Source organism: Streptomyces sp. NPDC033221 (assembly GCF_055577005.1).
The window spans coordinates 1-18,021 of sequence record NZ_JBVIQN010000029.1 but is presented as its reverse complement, the minus strand read 5'-3'; the positions used below and the strand labels follow the sequence as shown (position 1 = coordinate 18,021).

At 70.3% G+C, this 18,021-nt stretch carries 14 protein-coding genes, 1 rRNA gene, 1 pseudogene and 1 riboswitch; of the genes and pseudogenes, 3 read left to right on the top strand and 13 right to left on the bottom strand.

Annotated features, from left to right (window positions below; genetic code table 11):
* Positions 1-4: 4 nt before the first annotated feature.
* Positions 5-1,540: a glutamate-cysteine ligase family protein gene (locus ACZ53K_RS30510; RefSeq protein WP_468842777.1), complete on the bottom strand. Its 1,536-nt coding sequence runs from the start codon at positions 1,538-1,540 to the stop codon at positions 5-7.
* Positions 1,541-2,161: 621 nt separating this feature from the next.
* Here ACZ53K_RS30510 and ACZ53K_RS30505 point away from each other — a divergent pair.
* Both ACZ53K_RS30505 and ACZ53K_RS30500 read left to right on the top strand, forming a co-directional pair.
* Entirely contained in the window at positions 2,162-2,749 is a 588-nt protein-coding gene (locus ACZ53K_RS30505) for a hypothetical protein (protein ID WP_468842774.1), read from the top strand.
* Positions 2,750-3,112: 363 nt separating this feature from the next.
* A complete protein-coding gene (locus ACZ53K_RS30500) occupies positions 3,113-3,319 on the top strand; it encodes a DUF5999 family protein (protein ID WP_030019934.1) in 207 nt (68 codons plus the stop codon).
* A 145-nt stretch (positions 3,320-3,464) separates the two neighbouring features.
* On the opposite strand, the gene gcvP is transcribed toward ACZ53K_RS30500, so the two are convergent.
* Positions 3,465-6,350, bottom strand: a complete 2,886-nt coding sequence (gcvP, locus tag ACZ53K_RS30495; protein WP_468842771.1) for an aminomethyl-transferring glycine dehydrogenase — start codon at positions 6,348-6,350, stop codon at positions 3,465-3,467.
* A gap of 189 nt (positions 6,351-6,539) precedes the next feature.
* A riboswitch (glycine riboswitch) is annotated at positions 6,540-6,637 on the bottom strand.
* Positions 6,638-6,751: 114 nt separating this feature from the next.
* Between gcvP and ACZ53K_RS30490 the strand changes: the two genes are divergently transcribed.
* On the top strand, positions 6,752-7,141 hold the full coding sequence (locus tag ACZ53K_RS30490) for a PRC-barrel domain-containing protein (protein WP_398487045.1): 390 nt from the start codon (positions 6,752-6,754) through the stop codon (positions 7,139-7,141).
* 293 nt (positions 7,142-7,434) lie between these two features.
* On the opposite strand, the pseudogene ACZ53K_RS30485 reads toward ACZ53K_RS30490, so the two are convergent.
* The 11 genes and pseudogenes from ACZ53K_RS30485 to rrf all read right to left on the bottom strand — a co-directional run.
* A pseudogene (locus ACZ53K_RS30485) lies at positions 7,435-8,832 on the bottom strand (DNA polymerase IV); the annotation flags it as partial.
* A 288-nt stretch (positions 8,833-9,120) separates the two neighbouring features.
* The gene (locus ACZ53K_RS30480; protein WP_468842768.1) at positions 9,121-9,723 is read right to left on the bottom strand and encodes a MerR family transcriptional regulator; all 603 of its coding nucleotides are present in this window, start codon (positions 9,721-9,723) and stop codon (positions 9,121-9,123) included.
* A 186-nt stretch (positions 9,724-9,909) separates the two neighbouring features.
* Entirely contained in the window at positions 9,910-10,383 is a 474-nt protein-coding gene (locus ACZ53K_RS30475) for a bifunctional nuclease family protein (RefSeq protein WP_003984965.1), read from the bottom strand.
* Positions 10,384-10,436: 53 nt separating this feature from the next.
* A complete protein-coding gene (ftsR, locus tag ACZ53K_RS30470; protein WP_468842766.1) occupies positions 10,437-11,183 on the bottom strand; it encodes a transcriptional regulator FtsR in 747 nt (248 codons plus the stop codon).
* 17 nt (positions 11,184-11,200) lie between these two features.
* Positions 11,201-12,046, bottom strand: a complete 846-nt coding sequence (locus ACZ53K_RS30465; protein WP_468843033.1) for an FHA domain-containing protein — start codon at positions 12,044-12,046, stop codon at positions 11,201-11,203.
* 118 nt (positions 12,047-12,164) lie between these two features.
* Positions 12,165-13,130: a DUF881 domain-containing protein gene (locus tag ACZ53K_RS30460; protein ID WP_468842763.1), complete on the bottom strand. Its 966-nt coding sequence runs from the start codon at positions 13,128-13,130 to the stop codon at positions 12,165-12,167.
* On the bottom strand, positions 13,130-13,462 hold the full coding sequence (locus ACZ53K_RS30455) for a small basic family protein (protein WP_003984969.1): 333 nt from the start codon (positions 13,460-13,462) through the stop codon (positions 13,130-13,132). Before ACZ53K_RS30455 ends, ACZ53K_RS30460 begins: the two co-directional genes overlap by 1 nt.
* Entirely contained in the window at positions 13,459-14,373 is a 915-nt protein-coding gene (locus ACZ53K_RS30450; RefSeq protein WP_468842760.1) for a DUF881 domain-containing protein, read from the bottom strand. Before ACZ53K_RS30450 ends, ACZ53K_RS30455 begins: the two co-directional genes overlap by 4 nt.
* A 116-nt stretch (positions 14,374-14,489) precedes the next feature.
* Positions 14,490-16,985 carry a sugar phosphate nucleotidyltransferase gene (locus tag ACZ53K_RS30445; protein WP_468842758.1) on the bottom strand — a complete coding sequence of 832 codons (2,496 nt, stop codon included), beginning with the start codon at positions 16,983-16,985 and terminating at the stop codon, positions 14,490-14,492.
* A 117-nt stretch (positions 16,986-17,102) separates the two neighbouring features.
* Complete coding sequence (locus ACZ53K_RS30440; protein ID WP_031005205.1) at positions 17,103-17,711, bottom strand: CDP-alcohol phosphatidyltransferase family protein; 609 nt, start codon at positions 17,709-17,711, stop codon at positions 17,103-17,105.
* 215 nt (positions 17,712-17,926) lie between these two features.
* A 5S ribosomal RNA gene (rrf, locus tag ACZ53K_RS30435) occupies positions 17,927-18,021 on the bottom strand; the annotation flags it as partial.

The following is an 18,021-nucleotide window of genomic DNA, read 5'->3' as shown; positions in this document are numbered from 1 at the left end:
CCCCTCAGAAGCTCTCGCCCCGCCCCGCCGCCACCGGCGCGGCGGTCCACTCGACCGGCCAGGCGTGTACCGGCTCACCCGTGTGCATCAGCTCGCTGTACCGCTGCGTCATGGCCGCCAGCGCCGCGCCCCGGTCCAGGCCGCGGCCGAGGGCGTGGTGGTACGCGGCGGCCTGCCAGGACGCCCCGTTGACGCGGCGGCGGCAGCGCGCTTCGATCACGCCGAGGTAGTGGTCGCGGTCGACGGGTTCGACGCCCCAGGCGTCCAGGCCGGCCGCGGCCATCGGCAGCAGTTCCTGGCGCACCAGGCGTACGGCGGAGACGTCGCCGAGGCCGCCGGAGCGGCCGGGGCGCGGCCATTTCAGTACGGCGTCGATGCCGCGGCGGCACGCGGTGTCGAAGTTCTCGGCCGCGGCGGCGAACGGCATGCGGGTCCACACCGGCCGCGGCTCCTCGGCCAGTGTCCGTACCAAGCCGTAGTAGAAGGCGGTGTTGGCGATGACGTCGGTGATGGTGGGGCCGGCGGGCAGGACGCGGTTCTCGACCCGGAGGTGCGGGACGCCGTCGGCGACGCCGTACACCGGGCGGTTCCAGCGGTAGACGGTGCCGTTGTGCAGGACCAGTTCCGCCAGGCTCGGGATGCCGCCTTCGTCCAGGACGGCGAGGGGGTCCTCGTCCGAGTGGATGGGCAGCAGCGGCGGGAAGAAGCGCAGGTTCTCCTCGAAGAGGTCGTACGGGGCGTCGATCCAGCGTTCCCCGAACCAGGTGCGCGGGCGGACCCCCTGGGCCCGCAGCTCGGGCGGCCGGACGTCGGTGGCCTGCTGGAACACCGGTGGGCGGGACTCGCGCCAGAGTTCGCGGCCGAAGACGAACGGCGAGTTGGCGCCGACCGCGATCTGGACGGCGGCGATGGCCTGGGCCGCGTTCCAGACGGCGGGGAAACGGTTCGGGGTGACCTGGAGGTGCAGTTGCACCGAGGTGCAGGCGGCCTCGGGCGCGATGGAGGCGGAGGAGGAGACCAGCCGCTCGACGCCCTCCAGGTCGATCTGGAAGTCCTCGCCGCGTGCGGCCCTCATCTGGTCGTTGAGCAGGACGTAACGGTCGATCTCGGAGAGGTTGGAGGCGACCAGGTCTTCCGCGGCCAGCGTCGGCAGAATGCCGATCATCACGATACGGGCGGCCACTTCGGCGGCCTTGCGGTCGGCATAGGCCAGCCCGGTGCGCAGTTCCTCGGCGAGTTGGTCGAGGACGCGCCCGGACAGCCGGTGCGGAAGGATATTGACTTCCAGGTTGCACTGGGCCAGTTCGGTCTGGAAATCGCGGCTCGCGATGCGCTCCAGGACCTGGGAGTTCATCATCCGCGGCATACCGTCGGGACCGGCGAGATTCAATTCGATCTCCAGCCCCATCAGATTCTTGGGGCGGTCGAACCGCTTGTCCTCCAGGAGCCTCCGCAATCCCGTCAGACACTCCTGCAGCTTTCTTCGATAGCGTTGCCGGTCGGTGAGGCCGATCCCGCCCGCCGCAACCTTCTCCCCCATCGAAGCGTCCCTCCTCGTGTCGACGGGCCCGGGCGGCGGGCCGCCCGGGGCCTTCCGGCAGCGCCCGGGGCGGTTGGGGTGCCCGGTGGCGCCCGGCGATCGCGCTACGGTCGATGATGCCCGGCAATCCGATCGATAACGCCTCGGACATGCGCCGGAACCGGTAGGCTCCGGGAGACGTACGGGCTGGCACATTCCGAGGGCATACCGTCGGTTCCGAAGGCCGTCTCATGGTGTCGCGGTAAACGGCGTCGAGATCGGCGAAAAGACCGGCTGGATCCGGCCTACCGTGTTCACGGAGAAATACGAGGCCGTCGCGGCGTGCGCCGTACAAAGGCACCGAAAACACCGCTCGGGCGGGTCCGGATTCCGCCTTGTCGGCAATCCATGGAACGGCTAGCCGAAACACTTGGTGAACACACGTCGTATAAACTTCGCTGACGAGGCAGAGAGTTGGCGCCCAGCGTTGCGGTGTTCCACCGGGGCTGCGGCAAAGCGGCTGACCCCGCCGGGCCGACATCCCCGGTCGGCCAAGTACTGGCGCTCTGACCCCGCCCGCTGACGACGTCGTCCGCACCATGCCCAGCACCACCGTGTCTCCCAAGTGAGAGGCGACCCACCATGCCGCTGCATGTCCCCCCTGCCCCCGCGCCTGCCCTCCGCAGCGTCCTCGCCGCCCTCGGTTCCCCCACCGCCGTGCGCGAGGCCCACACCCCCGCACTCCGTGCCCATCAGGGCCCGCTGAGCCCCGAACTCCCCCTTCCCGTTTACGTGTTGGACGATGTCAGCCACCCTGCCGGGCCGCCTCGTACCCGGCTGACCGGCTGGCGTTTTCTGATCCGCAGCGGTGAACGGGCGGTGGCGACAGCGGAAGCCATGCTCACGGCCGACGGCTGGACCTTCTCGCATTTCTGCGAGGGGCCCTACGTCACGTCGACCGAACGGGCACTGCGTCAGGCGGAGTCCGTACCGACCCCGTACCAGCCTCGGCTGCTGTCCGTGCCGGAGCTGTACATGCTCACCCTGTGGCTGCACCACGACATCGCCGCCGACGGCTCCGAGGGTGTGCCCGCTCCGGGTGATGTCCTCGTTCCCCTGGCGCCCGCCCCGCCGGGTATCGCCGCCCACCGGCCGCACCGGGTGGCGGACCTGCTGCCCCGGCTGACCCTGCGCCTCGCGCCGGTGCCCCTGCTGGGGTCGCCGGCCTGAGACCCGGCAGGGGGTTCTCCGCGGCGATCGGCCGAGGTCGTACGACACAACCGCGCACAGGAGCACACCGCCCCACAGGAACGCGCCCCGCGCCCTCCCGGCCGCGGGGCGCTCCGCTGTGCTCACCCGCGCGGAGTACGCGTTCGGCCAGCTCCCAACGCCCCGTAAGGGGGACCCACTTGAAATGAACCGACCGCACGGGTGATGCGTCATTATCTAGTGAGTGCCGCTGCAGCCAAATCCCTGCGGAATCCGGCCCGTGGGGCAACACTGGTATCGACCTACTGAAACGGGGGAGCGGCCATGAGTATCTCGTCGAGCCGCAGGACGAATCAGACCACATCGCAGCGAAAGACATCATCCATGTGCCAGCATCAACCGCCGTGCCCGACCGCAGACTCCGCCGACCGGGAGGCCGCCCATCTGGTGGCGCACCACCCGGAGCAGGGCTGGAGCCTGCTGTGCAACGGTGTCCTCCTGTTCGAGGACACCGGTGAACTGCTGCCGGACGGCCAGGTCATCGCGCCGCACCGGGTTCTGGGCACGCCGCACGTGGCCACCGCTGCCTGACACCTCAGCGCACGGCACCACGCGGAACCGCACAGCACGGCACAGGCCGGCTGACAACACAGCACAAGGGACAACAGGGCCCCCGGCGTCGACGCCGAGGGCCCTTCGCATGCCGCGCCACCGCGGGCGGCGCGCCGACGTCGGATCAGCCGTCGTACTCCTCCAGCGGCGGGCAGGAGCAGACAAGGTTGCGGTCACCGAACGCACCGTCGATACGGCGCACCGGCGGCCAGTACTTCTCCCCCGCCACGACGCCGGCCGGGAAGACCGCTTCCTCACGGGTGTACGGGTGCGGCCACTCGCCGCTGAGCACCGCCGCGGTGTGCGGGGCGTTGCGCAGCGGGTTGTCGTCCTTGTCCCACTCCCCCGAGCCGACCTTGTCGATTTCCGCGCGGATCGCGATCATCGCGTCGCAGAAGCGGTCCAGTTCGTGCAGGTCCTCGCTCTCGGTGGGCTCGATCATCAGCGTGCCGGCCACCGGGAAGGACATCGTCGGCGCGTGGAAGCCGTAGTCGATCAGCCGCTTGGCGACGTCGTCGATGCTCACGCCGGTCGCCTTGGTCAGCGGCCGTACGTCGATGATGCACTCGTGCGCGACCAGGCCGCCGGGGCCGGTGTAGAGCACGGGGTAGTGCGGCTCCAGGCGCTTGGCGATGTAGTTGGCGCCGAGCACCGCGACCTGGGTGGCGCGCTTGAGGCCTTCGCCGCCCATCAGCCGGACGTACGCCCAGGAGATGGGGAGGATGCCCGCGGAACCCCACGGCGCAGCCGAGATGGGCCCGACGCCCGTCTCCGGGCCCGCGGTGGGCTGCAGCGGGTGGTTGGGGAGATACGGCGCCAGGTGGGCGCGTACGCCGACCGGGCCGACACCGGGACCGCCGCCGCCGTGCGGGATGCAGAAGGTCTTGTGCAGATTCAGGTGCGAGACGTCGCCGCCGAACTTGCCCGGTTCGGCGAGCCCGACCAGCGCGTTCAGGTTGGCGCCGTCCACGTACACCTGGCCGCCCGCGTCGTGCACCGCCGCGCAGATCTCGGTGATGTGCTCCTCGAACACGCCGTGCGTGGAGGGGTAGGTCACCATCAGCACCGCGAGCTGGTCGCGGTACTGCTCGATCTTGGCGTGCAGGTCGCCGGCGTCCACCTCGCCGTCCTCGCCGGTCTTGACGACGACGACCTTCATGCCCGCCATCACGGCGCTGGCGGCGTTGGTGCCGTGCGCGGAGGACGGGATCAGGCAGACGGTGCGCTGCTCGTCGCCGTTGGCCCGGTGGTACGCCCGTACGGCCAGCAGACCGGCCAGTTCGCCCTGCGAGCCGGCGTTCGGCTGGATGGAGACCTTGTCGTAGCCGGTGACCGTGGCGAGACGTTCCTCCAGCTCCGTGATGAGCGTGAGGTAGCCCTGGGCCTGCTCGACCGGCGCGAACGGGTGCAGCTGCCCGAACTCGGGCCAGGTGACCGGCTCCATCTCGGTCGTCGCGTTCAGCTTCATGGTGCAGGAGCCGAGCGGGATCATGCCGCGGTCCAGCGCGTAGTCCTTGTCCGACAGACGGCGCAGGTAGCGCAGCATGGCGGTCTCGGAACGGTGCTGGTGGAAGACCGGGTGGGTCAGGTACGTGTCGCCGCGCAGCAGCTCGCCCGGCAGCGCCTCGGCCACCGACGCGTCGAGCGACTCGACATCGCCCTGGACGCCGAAGGCGCGCCACACCGCGTGCACCTGCGCGCGTCCGGTGGTCTCGTCGCAGGCGACGCCCACCAGGTCGGCGTCGACCAGCCGCAGGTTGACCCCGGCCTCGCGGGCCGCGGCGACCGCCTCGGCGGCGCGGCCCGGCACCCGTACGGTCAGCGTGTCGAAGTACGCGCCGTGCACGACCTCGACGCCGCCGGCGCGCAGGCCCGCCGCCAGTATGGAGGCGTAGCGGTGGGTACGGCGGGCGATGGCCGCGAGGCCGTCCGGGCCGTGATACACGGCGTACATGCCCGCCATCACCGCGAGCAGCACCTGCGCGGTGCAGATGTTGCTGGTGGCCTTCTCCCGGCGGATGTGCTGCTCACGCGTCTGGAGGGCGAGCCGGTACGCCTTGTTGCCGTCGGCGTCCACCGAGACGCCCACCAGGCGGCCGGGCAGGCTGCGGGCGAACTTCTCCCGTACGGCCATGAATCCGGCGTGCGGGCCGCCGAAGCCCATCGGGACACCGAACCGCTGCGTGGTGCCGACGGCGATGTCGGCGCCCAGCTCGCCCGGCGAGGTCAGCAGGGTCAGCGCCAGCAGATCGGCGGCGACGGTGACGATCGCGCCCAGCTCGTGCACCTGCTCGATGAGGGCCCGCGGGTCCCGTACGGCGCCGGAGGCACCGGGGTACTGGAGCAGCACGCCGAAGACGCCGCGCTCGGCCACCTCCGCCGGGATGCCCTCGGACAGGTCGGCCACCACGACCTCGACGCCGGTCGGCTCGGCGCGGGTCTCGATCACCGCGACGGTCTGCGGCAGGCAGTCGGCGTCGATCAGGAAGACGCCCTGCTTGACCTTGCCGACGCGCCGCGCGAGGGCCATCGCCTCGGCGGCGGCCGTGCCCTCGTCCAGCAGGGAGGCACCGGAGGTCGGCAGGCCGGTCAGGTCGGCGACCATGGTCTGGAAATTGAGCAGCGCCTCTAGACGGCCCTGGGAGATCTCCGGCTGGTACGGGGTGTAAGCCGTGTACCAGGCAGGGTTCTCCATCACGTTGCGCAGGATCACCGGCGGGGTGAACGTGCCGTGATAGCCGAGCCCGATCATGGGAGCAAGCACCTGGTTACGGTCCGCGAGCGCCCGCAGCTCGGCCAGCACCTCGGCCTCGGAACGGCCCTGGGGCAGCCCAAGCACCTCCGCGCTCTTGATCACATCCGGTACGGCGGCCGCGGTGAGTTCGTCCAGCGATCCGAACCCGACCTGCGCGAGCATCTTGGCCTGGGCCTCCGGACCGGGGCCGATATGCCGCTGCTCGAACGGGGTACCTCGTTCCAGCTCGGTCAGGGAGATGCGATTGGTGGTCATCTGCGGGGGCCTCCTGGTCGTTTCGACCTACGCGGGGCACCACGGCGCTGGTGCCCGGACGGCCTCCCCCTCTGTCATCTCAACCTGAGAGCTTCACCGGTCCCGTACGCGGCACCGGCTTTCACCGTCGGTGAGGAGGGGCTTCCGGCGCTGTGCCCGTCCGTGGCCCGCCCTGCTTTCCAGAGTGACCTCGTCCATGCGGTACGTGAGCCTGAGAGATTCCGGGGAGGAGTTGCTCCTTCGGCGCCTCCGTCATGATCGACGAAGGACTCTCCCGCATGGGGTCTGCAGCCGTTCGCCAGCCTACCAGCGCGGCGAACGGACGTTCCTTCGAGTGGCCGGGGCATGAATTGTGCCGTTTGGTAGTTGTCACAAGGCAGTTGCGACCACTTGGAGGGACCGTGCAGACCGATATCGATCCCCGCAGCTTGATCGGCCGCAAGGCGTTCGACAAGAACGGAACCAAGATCGGCACCGTCGACGAGGTGTACCTGGACGACGCGACCGGTGAACCGGAATGGGCGGCCGTACGCACCGGGATCTTCAGCCGGGACGCGTTCGTGCCCCTGGAGCCCAGCGACCTGGTCGACGAGGCGCTGCACGTCCCCTACGACCGCAGGCTGATCAGGGATGCGCCGGACTTCGGGGTGGGCCGCCACCTCTCGCCGGAGCAGGAACTACAGCTTTACCACCACTACCGTCTGGACATCCCGGCCCCCGATCCCGTGCCCGGGTCGGACGCCGCGCCCGCCGACACGGAGTTCGGGCGGGTGGCCGGCACCGAGGACTGACCACCGGGCGGCGGAGCCACGAGGCCGCCGGGCTCCTCCTCCGGCACGCGGCTTGCCCGGCTCTCGCGGCTCGTGCGGCTCTCGCGGCTCGTGGGGCTCGTGGGGCTAGTGGGGCTCGTGAGTACGCCTGGCTCTCGGGACTCGCGATCACCGGAAACGCCGGGTCCGCCCGGCTCCCCAGGGGCGGCGTGGAGGCCAGGCCTGTCCGGCTCCCTGAAGCCGTCGGCACCGACCCCGTCCGTCGCCTTTGGCTCGCGGTCACCGGAACCGCCCGGCTCCCCTGGCTCGCGGTCGCCCGAGCCGCCCGGCCCACCGGGCAGTCCGTCCCGCCACCCGTCCGGCGGACCGCCCACCAGCGGCAGCGGCTCGCCGGGCCGCAGCGCCGGGTCCTCGACCGGGAACGTGCGGACCCGCCCGGGCCCGGTCCACGGCTGCTCGAACCGTACGGTCACCCGGCCGACGCCGCTCCCCTGCACCCACCCTGCCCCGTGGTCCTCATGCAGCACGTCAAGCCCGGGGAGCCACCGCCGGGGCCGCTCGGGCTCGTCGGCGGCCATCCGCGCGGCCTCGTCGGCCGCCCGGCGCTCCCGCTCGGCCTCCTCCTCGGCGGCCTTCTCCGTCGCCAGCTGGGCGAACAGGTCCTCCTGCGTGAAGTCCGCGAGGCCGGTCACCCCCACGCCCAGCAGCCGTACGCCGCCCGTCGTGTCCACCAGGTCCAGCAGCCGCGCCGCGGCCTCCCGCACCACGCCGGGGTCGTCCGTGGGCCCGCGCAGCGTCTCCGACCTGGTCAGCGTCGAGAAGTCGTAGTTACGCACCTTGATCACGACGGTCCTGCCGGAGCGCCCGGCGGCCCGCAGCCGCTGCACACACCGGTCGGCCAGCCGCGTCAGCTCGGCCCGCACCCGCGTCCGGTCCGTCAGGTCCACCTCGAAGGTGTCCTCGACCGATATGGATTTCGCGTCCCGCTCGGCCACCACCGGCCGCTCGTCGCGGCCCAGCGCCATCGCGTACAGCCCGGCGCCGTGCGCCTTGCCCAGCAGCCGTACCAGCTCCGCCTCGCCCGCCTCCGCCGTCTCGGCGACCGTGTGGATGCCCGACCGGCGCAGCGTCTCGGCCGTGGCCGGGCCGACGCCGGGCAGCGTGCGCACCGTCATCGGGCCGAGCAGTTCCCGCTCCGTGCCCGGCTCGATGACCACGATTCCGTCCGGCTTGGCCTGCTCGGAAGCGATCTTGGCCAGCATCTTGACCCCGGCCAGCCCCACCGACCCGGTCAGCCCCGTCCGGCGTCTGATGTCGCGCCGCAGCCGCTCCCCCACCGCCCGCACCGCCGCGGTGTCCGCCTCGATGCCGCCGGCTTCCAGGTCGACGAACGCCTCGTCCAGGCTGAGCGGCTCGACCAGCGGCGACAGCTCGTGGAGCAGCTCCATCACCGCATCGCTCACCTGGCGGTACAAGCTGAAGCGCGGCGTCAGATAGGCCGCGTTCGGGCAGAGGCGGCGGGCCTGGGCGGTCGGCATGGCGGAGCGCACGCCGAAGACGCGGGCCTCGTACGACGCCGTGGAGACCACGCCGCGCGGGCCGATCCCGCCCACCACCACGGGTTTTCCGCGCAGGCTCGGCTTGGCCGCCTGCTCGGCGGCCGCGAAGAACGCATCCATGTCCAGATGCAGGATCGTCGGCGCACGTCTCACACGACTGATGGTCCCCCACACCACTGACAATCGCGCCGACCGACCCTGGCGGGCGGCACGGGCAGCCCGCTGAGACGCCCTCGGAGGCGCTGGAGGAGACTCCTGGGGCCCACGGGCTTCCGTGGTGTTCCTGGTACCGCAGAGGCGTGACAGAGACGTGGCAGCGGCACGGCCGACCGCCGCACCGGGCGCGCGCAGCGGCGCGCCCGAACGCGATACGTCAGCCGCCACGCCACGCTTTACGGCCCGTACGACACGGCCGGTTCGGCAACGCCGTACAGCCGCCGCTCAGCCCGCCCGGTTGCGCCGCCGCGCCAGCTCGTCGTGCGGGTTGTGCCGGACCAGCGTCTCGCCGGTGTCCACCCGCTCCCCGTGGAGCTGCGACAGCGCGCCCTCCACGTCGCGCCACACCACGCCCACCGCGATGCCGAAGACGCCCTGCCCGCCTTGGAGCAGGTCGACGACCTCGTCGGGCGAGGTGCATTCGTAGACCGTCGCGCCGTCGCTCATCAGGGTCATCCTCGCCAGGTCGGACAGCCCGCGGGAACGCAGGTGCCGGACGGCGGTGCGGATGTTCTGCAGGGACACCCCGGTGTCCAGCAGCCGTTTGACGATCTTCAGGACGACGACGTCCCGGAAGTTGTAGAGCCGCTGGGTGCCCGACCCGTAGGCGGGCCGTACGCTCGGCTCGACGAGCCCCGTACGGGCCCAGTAGTCGAGCTGGCGGTAGGTGATACCCGCGGCCGCGCACGCCGTCGGGCCGCGGTAGCCGATGGTTTCCGCCCCGCGGTCCCCCGGCACCTCGGCAGTCTGTGCCGGGGTGCGCTCAACAGCCCCGGGGTGGAGGGGCAACGCCCCTTCCGCCGCCGTACCGTCGCCGGTGATTGCCACGCCGACCTCCGTCCTCCACGTCCCGGACGGGACCTGCCTTATCGACGGTATGCAGTCACTCGGGGTGCGTCAACGATCGCCGCGCTCGCCACGCCGAGTGATAATCACCCTGCGAGTGGTTTCTCGTGCCCCCGGACGGGGAAAGGCTACTCGAATGCGCGGAAGGCGACCCTCCGCGCACCCGGCTCACTGGCTGTTGGTGCCGAAGTCCTCGGGCGAGATCTGGTCGAGGAACTCGCGGAACTTCTCCACCTCGTCCTCCTGCTCGTCCGGGATGGCGATGCCCGCGTCGTCGAGGACCCCGTCGGTCCCGTAGATCGGCGTACCGGTGCGCAGCGCCAGCGCTATGGCGTCGGACGGACGGGCGCTGACCTCGACACCACTGGCGAAGACCAGTTCGGCATAGAAGACCCCCTCGCGCAGGTCCGTGATGCGGACCTGGGTCAGTTCCTGGCCCACCGCTTCCAGCACGTCCTTGAAGAGGTCGTGCGTCAGCGGCCTGGCAGGGGCCATCCCCTGCTGGGCGAAGGCGATGGCGGTGGCCTCCCCCGGCCCGATCCAAATGGGCAGGTAACGGTCGCCTCCTACCTCCCGTAGGAGCACGATCGGTTGGTTGGAAGGCATTTCCACCCGGACACCCACGACATCGAGCTCGTTCACACAGCAACCCTAGGACGTGCCCGGCCGGTTTGGGTAGTCGGGCCACCCATTGCTCACGTGAGGCGGATCCGCAGGGCGGACTGGACCAGTGCGGCGTGCAGCCGTACGGACAGGGTGGCCAGCTCTCGGGCGGTGGCCTCGGCATGCTGCCTGGTCTGCGGATTGCGGTGCCGGCGCAGCGGCGCCACGACCTGCTCGACCAGGTTGGCCTCCCGTTCGGCAGCCGCCTTGACCGCCCTCAGGTGGCGGGGCTCCAGACCGAATCGCCCCAGTTCGGCGACGAGCTTGGCGACCGTCACGGCCTCGATGTCGTACCCGCCCCCGTCGTCCGGGACGATGAGTCCGTACGCCTCCCAGTCGGCGAGTTCGGCCTCCTCGACCTCCGCGGCGGCGAGCAGCTCCGCCCGGCCGATGCGGGCGGCCGTGGGCCGGTCGCCGACCGGCTCGCCCAGGCCCTCGAACAGCTCCCCCGCGGGCGCGGCGGGAGCCGGCAGCTGCACCTGTTCGCCCCGTTCGAGGGCGTCGAGGTGCTCGCGGATCACTTTCAGCGGAAGATAGTGGTCACGCTGCATCCGCAGGACGGCCGCCAGCCGGGCGATGTCGTCCGCGCTGAACTTGCGGTACCCGGACGGGGTGCGCCGCGGCTCGACGAGCCCCTCGGCCTCCAAGAAACGGATCTTGGAGATGGTCACCTCGGGGAACTCGTCGCGCAGCGTGTTGAGCACCGTACCGATGCTCATCAGCTTGCCGTCCGAGGTGGTGCCGGCGGACCCGGCACCACCCGGCGCAGTGCGGTGCATGTGCCTTCCTTGGCCGGTCAGAAGCCGACGCCGCGCTGGCTCGCGTAGAAGACCAGCCGGAACTTGCCGATCTGGACCTCGTCGCCGTTGGCGAGCGGCACCGAGTCGATCCGCTCACGGTTGACGTACGTGCCGTTCAGGCTGCCGACGTCGGCGACCGTGAAGCCGCCGTCCTGGCCGCGGCGGAACTCGACGTGGCGGCGCGAGACCGTCACGTCGTCCAGGAAGATGTCGCTCTGCGGATGCCGCCCGGCCGTCGTCAGGTCGCCGTCCAGCAGGAAGCGGCTGCCCGAGTTCGGTCCCCGGCGCACGACCAGCAGGGCCGAGCCCATGGGCAGCGCCTCGACGGCCGCCTGGGCCTCGGGGGACAGCGACGGGATCGCCGTCTGCCCGGTCGTCTCCGCGTCGTACGCCTCCAGCCCCGAGATGGAGATGGTCGAGGTCGTCTCGGAGGCACGCTCGGCCTGCGCCCCGGGGCGCAGCGGCGCTCCGCAGTTGGAGCAGAACCGGCTCGCCTCGGCGTTGCGGTGACCGCACCTCGTACAGACCGGCAAGGCAACCCCTCCACCCGTGTTCGCGGCCGACGGTCCCTGGGAACCTATGCGGCCGGGCACGGAGGGGTCAACAGAATGGGCACCCGGCGCACCGGAGCCACCGACCTGGTCGCGGAAGAGCGGACGCTCACCGCCGGCGCCGCTCTCCTCGGGCTGGCGCGAGGCGCGGTGCTTGGCCGAGCCGCTGCCGCCCTCCTGGCGTGCGCTCTTGCCGAACAGCTTTGCAAACAACTTCACGGGCGATTCCCCTTGAACGAAACAGACCCGCCCGTGGGGCAGGACGAACCCTCGATGCACACACCGGCCGATCCGGACATCCGGTGAACGTCCGTGGCCTTCACACAGTTTCCACCACGCACCACCCGTACGGTGCGCCGACCCCCCGCTACCTCATGCCCGACCCGGGGCGCCCCCACTCGTCGCCGGCTCACCGCGATGACGACCGAGCGTAGTCAGGCCGCTTCGCCTCCCGCAAGGCGTCCACAATGATCTTCTCGTCACGGCTCACAGACACAGTGGCCTGCTCCTTTTCCAAAGTCTGCACCACACCGCCAGGAATGTTCAGCGCCGGTTCCAGGTCCTCGGGCTTGCCGATCACCTTGAAACGGTAAGGCTGGGTGACCCGTTTGCCGTCGACCTGCACGCCGCCGCGGACATCCGAGAGGTACGAATCGGCCACGATCCGTACGTCGTTGATCTGAATGGCCTCGGCGCCGGCCGCCCGCAATTCCTGGACGGTGTCCAGGAGTTTGTCCGCCTCGACGGAGTGCGTCGGATCGTTGATGGTGAGGTTGATGCCCGGCCCCTGGGCCGCCACCGTCCCCGCCAGCACGCCGAGCTGCTGCTCCTTCTCCACGGTCTGCTTACGGGCCTCCTCGGCCTGGTCCGAGCTGTTCTCCAGCTCGGTCTTCTGGCCCTCCAGCCTGCGCTGTTCATCCGTCAGGCGTTGCGAACGGTTGTCCAATTCATCCAGGATGCGCACCAGGTCCTCCTGCCGCGCACCCCGTAGTGCACTGCTGTCACTCGTGGAACGTACCTGAATTGCCAGGCCGAGTCCGAGAATGAACAGCAGCAGAGCGACGATCAGTTGAGCCCGGGTCAGCCGCGGCGGCCACAGACCGGCGGCCAGCCGCTGCCGACCGGTCACCTCCGGCCGCGCCGCGCCGGGCTTCGGCGCCTGCTCCGCACCCGCCGCGGGCGGCTCGTCCGCGGCGTGTCCCTCGTCGTCCCGCCGGGCCTGCGACCGGCTCTCCGGGGGCATCGGCCGCCGGTCGGCCGGCCGGTCCGCGGCGCCGGGCCCGTCGGGCCGCGCCTTCGGCGGCTCCTCCGGGCCCCGGCCCGGCTCCGGCGCCGTCCCGTCCCGCTCGCTGTTCTCGTCCGTAGCCACCGGCATCAGGCCCTGAAGACGTGCCGACGGATGGCCGCGGCGTTGGAGAAGATGCGGATGCCCAGTACGACGACCACACCGGTGGACAGCTGGGCGCCGACGCCGAGCTTGTCGCCGAGGAAGACGATGAGCGCGGCGACCACCACGTTGGACAGGAACGAGACGACGAAGACCTTGTCGTCGAAGATGCCGTCCAGCATCGCGCGCAGACCGCCGAAGACGGCGTCCAGCGCCGCGACGACAGCGATCGGCAGGTAGGGCTCGACCACCGTCGGCACCACGGGTCGGACCACAAGCCCGACCACGACTCCCACGATGAGGCCCAGTACGGCGATCACGATGTGCCCTTCCCTGTGTCGGCGCCGCCCGCGGCACCGGCCTTCGGCTGTGCTGTACGTACGATCAAACTGGGCGCGGGCGGCAGCGTGACCTCGTTCTCGGCGGAAATCTTCGTACGAATCCCGTAGTTCTTGCGCAGGACGTCCAAGTACTGACCGTCCGCACTGTCCTGGAACGCGGTCGCGAGCTTGTGCCCGTCCCCCACCGCCAGCACCGTGTACGGCGGCACCAGCGGTTTGTTGTCGACCAGTATGGCGTCTCCCGCGGCTCTGATCGCCGACAGGGACGTGAGCCGCTGCCCGTTGACGGAGACCGCTTCGGCGCCGGACGCCCACAGGCCGTTGACGACCCGCTGCAGATCGCGGTCGCGCAGCCGCCCCGTGTCCAAAAACCCGCTGCTCTCCCGCGGGCCGCCACCGCTCGACTTCGCCGACTTGGCGTCGTCGACGACGAGTTTCACCCCGGGCCCGGTCACCTGCGTCGAGCCGGCCAGCAGAGCCAGCAGCTCGGCCCGGTCGCCGCCGTGCTTCTTCAGCGCCTCGCGCTGCATCGTCCCCACGTCGTCGCGGAGCGCGTCGACACGTTTCTGCACCGCGTCGGCGTCGGCCGTGCCGTGCTCGATGCGGTTGATCAGCTCTTCGCGTTCCTTCGCCAGGGTGGGTGCCGATATCCGCGCCTGCGCGGCACCGACCGTCACCACCACCGCGGCGAGCACCAGGCCCGCCGCCAGACCCAACTTCGCCCGCAAGGTACGGGGCAGGCCCCGCGTCCCCGCCTCCGCCTTGCGCGCCGAGGCCTCCGCGTACCCGTCGTCCAGGGCGTGGTCCATGACGTTGGTCAGCAGCGACATCGAGGCGTCGGGGCGCGAGGCCTGGGGGTGGGTGCTCCGATCGGGGCGCTGCTGCGACATGCCGCACATCGTCGCACGTCGGCGCCGCAGTCTCCCAATGGCCCCACCGGCGTGCCGAATCGCGGCACGCCGGTGGGGTCACGGGTTCGTACGGACGCGGTCACGCCCGCCGGGGATCAGCGGCCGGCGCTGTCCACCACCGCCGACCACTCGTCCAGCAGCTGCTGGGCCGAGGCGTCGTCCGGGCCCTCCGCCCACAGATGGGTGACGGCCTCCGCCGGGTCCGGCAGCACCAGCACCCAGCGCCCGTCGGCCTCGACCACCCGTACGCCGTCGGTGGTGTCCACCGACCGGTCGCCGGCGGCCTCCACCACATGGCGCATGACCAGGCCCTTGACCGCCCACGGCGTCGCCAGGTCCCGCTTGAGCACATGCGCCCGCGGAATCCGCGCGTCGATCTGGCTGAGCGTGAGCTGCGTACGGGCCACCAGCCCGATCAGCCGGACGAACGCCGCGGCGCCGTCGAAGACGCTGCTGAACTCCGGAATGATGAATCCGCCGCGGCCGTCACCACCGAAAATGGTGTCGTCCGCGCGCCCCACCCGGGTCAGGTCGTCGGGCGAGGTGGTCGTCCACTCCACCTGCGTGCCGTGGTACGCCGCCACCTGCTCGGCGATACGGGTCGTGGTCACCGGCAGCGCCACCCGGCCGCTGCGCCGTTCGGCGGCCACCAGATCGAGCATGACCAGCAGCGCCCGGTCGTCCTCGATGATCCGGCCGCGCTCGTCCACCAGCGACAGCCGCTCGCCGACGGGGTCGAAGCGCACCCCGAAGGCCGCCCGCGCGGAGGCCACGATCTCCCCCAGCCGGACCAGTCCGGCCCGCCTGGCGTCGGCGGTCTCCGTCGGCCGGGACTCGTCCAGGCCGGGGTTGATGGTCAGCGAGTCGACGCCGAGCCGCCCCAGGAGGCTGGGCAGCACCAGACCGGCACTGCCGTTGGAGGCGTCGACGACCACCTTCAGACCGGCCTCGCCGATGCCCTCGGTGTCCAGCGAACGGAGCAGCGAGCCGGTGTAGGAGTCGTAGACGCTGGAGGGGAAGTGCAGGTCCCCGATCTCGCCGGGGAAGGCCCTGCGGTATTCCTGGCGCGCGTAGACCCGGTCCAGCTTGCGCTGGCCCCCGAGGGAGAGGTCGGCTCCCCGCTCGTCGAGGAACATGATGTCGACGGAGTCCGGTACGCCCGGTGTCGTCCGGACCATGATGCCGCCGGCGCTGCCCCGGGCCGTCTGCTGCCGGGCGACCGGCAGCGGCACGTTCTCCACGTCCCGTACATCGATGGCACTGGCCTGGAGCGCGGAGATCATCGCGCGCTTGAGGGCCCGCGCACCCCGGGAGTGGTCCCGGGCGATGGTGACGGTGGAGCCCTTCTTCAGAGTCGTGGCGTACGCGCCGGCCAGCCGTACCGCGACCTCGGGGGTGATCTCGACGTTCAGGATGCCGGACACGCCCCGGGCGCCGAACAGGTGCGCCTGGCCGCGGGACTCCCAGATCACCGAGGTGTTGACGAAGGCGCCGGCCTCGATGGTCTTGAACGGGTAGACCCGTACGTTGCCCTGAACAATCGATTCCTCACCGACGAGGCACTCGTCGCCGATGACCGCGCCGTCCTCGATCCGGGCCGCCCGCATGACGTCGGTGTTCTTGCCGATCACACAGCCGCGCAGATTGCTCTGCTGCCCGATGTACACGTTGTCGTGCACCACGGCCTTGTGCAGGAAAGCGCCGCTCTTGACGACGACGTTGGAGCCCACGACGGTGTGCTCCCGGATCTCGGCGCCGGCCTCGACCTTGGCGTAGTCGCCGATGTACAGCGGGCCCCGCAGGACCGCGTCCGGGCTGACCTCGGCGCCCTCGGCGATCCAGACGCCCGGGGAGATCTCGAAGCCGTCGATGTCCACATCGACCTTGCCCTCCAGGACATCGGCCTGGGCCTTCACATAGCTCTCGTGGGTACCGACGTCCTCCCAGTAGCCCTCGGCGATATAGCCGTAGACCGGCTTGCCTTCCTTCATCAGCTGCGGGAAGACATCGCCCGACCAGTCCACCGGGACGTCGGGTTCCACATAGTCGAAAACTTCGGGCTCCATGACGTAGATGCCCGTGTTCACCGTGTCGGAGAAGACCTGCCCCCAGGTCGGCTTCTCCAGGAAACGCTCGACCTTGCCTTCCTCGTCGACGATCGTGATACCGAATTCCAGAGGATTGGGGACCCTCGTGAGGCAGACGGTGACGAGCGCGCCCTTCTCCTTGTGGAAACGGATCAGGTCGGTGAGATCGAAGTCGGTGAGCGCATCTCCGGAGATCACGAGGAAAGCGTCGTCGCGCAACGCCTCCTCGGCGTTCTTCACGCTGCCCGCCGTCCCGAGCGGCTTTTCCTCGTTGGCGTAGGTGAGCTCCATGTCGAGCTCTTCTCCGTCACCGAAGTAGTTCCGGACGAGCGACGCCAGGAATTGCACGGTCACTACGGTCTCGCTGAGCCCATGCCGCTTCAGCAGCCGCAGCACATGCTCCATGATCGGCCTGTTGGCCACGGGCAGCAGCGGCTTGGGCATACTCGACGTCATGGGGCGAAGGCGAGTGCCTTCACCACCGGCCATCACAACGGCCTTCATGTCGGAAGCGTCCTCCTCGAAACAGACGACGGTCCTGCCGACTTCGCCCGTCCGGGAGAGTTGCCGCTCTCCGTCTTCGGTACCCGGAGTGGCCGGGTACGAATACGTACGGCGGGTTCAGTCGGCCTTGGTGTCCACCTTGATGATCCGGCGGACCTGGACCACATAGAGGATCCCTGCCCACCAGTACAGTGCTGTACCCCATCCGGCGAACGCCCATCCGAAAATTTCAGCGAGCGTGTGGAGCCAGCCTTCTCCGTCGCTGAGCAGCAGCAACGGGAACGCGTACATCAAGTTGAATGTAGCCGCCTTCCCCAGGAAGTTCACCTGGGGCGGTCCGTACTTGTGGCGGGCGAGCGCCGCGACCGCGATCAGCAGCATCAGTTCGCGGGCCAGGAGGGCCGCGGTGACCCACAGCGGAAGGATTCCGCGCCAGGTCAGACCGACGAGCGTGGAGAGGATGTACAGCCGGTCGGCGGCCGGGTCGAGGATCCGGCCCAGACTGCTGATCTGGTTCCAGCGGCGGGCCAGCTTGCCGTCGAGGTAGTCGCTGATGCCGCTCAGCGCCAGTACCAGCAGCGCCCAGTACTTGGTGTCCGGGCCGCCGAACTCCTTCCACAGGATCAACCACAGGAACACCGGCACGCCGACGAGGCGAGCCATGCTCAGAATGTTCGGGATGGTGAGGACACGATCCGTCTGGACGCGCGTCTCCTGGACCTCCACCCGGGGGCCTCCTGTGGGGAACGTACCGACGATGCCCCCTGACCTTACCTGGCCACTACAGCCCGGCACACCGCGGGGCCCTGTCCGGATACCATCCGACAACCACCCAAATAAGCGATCGGTGGGCCCGCCGGCCGCCCGGGCGTCTCCTGAAAGCGCCCGTGAAACGCAGGAAGCCCCGCACCATACGGTGCGGGGCTTCCCACTCAAAAGGAGTTCGGCGGCGTCCTACTCTCCCACAGGGTCCCCCCTGCAGTACCATCGGCGCTGAAAGGCTTAGCTTCCGGGTTCGAAATGTAACCGGGCGTTT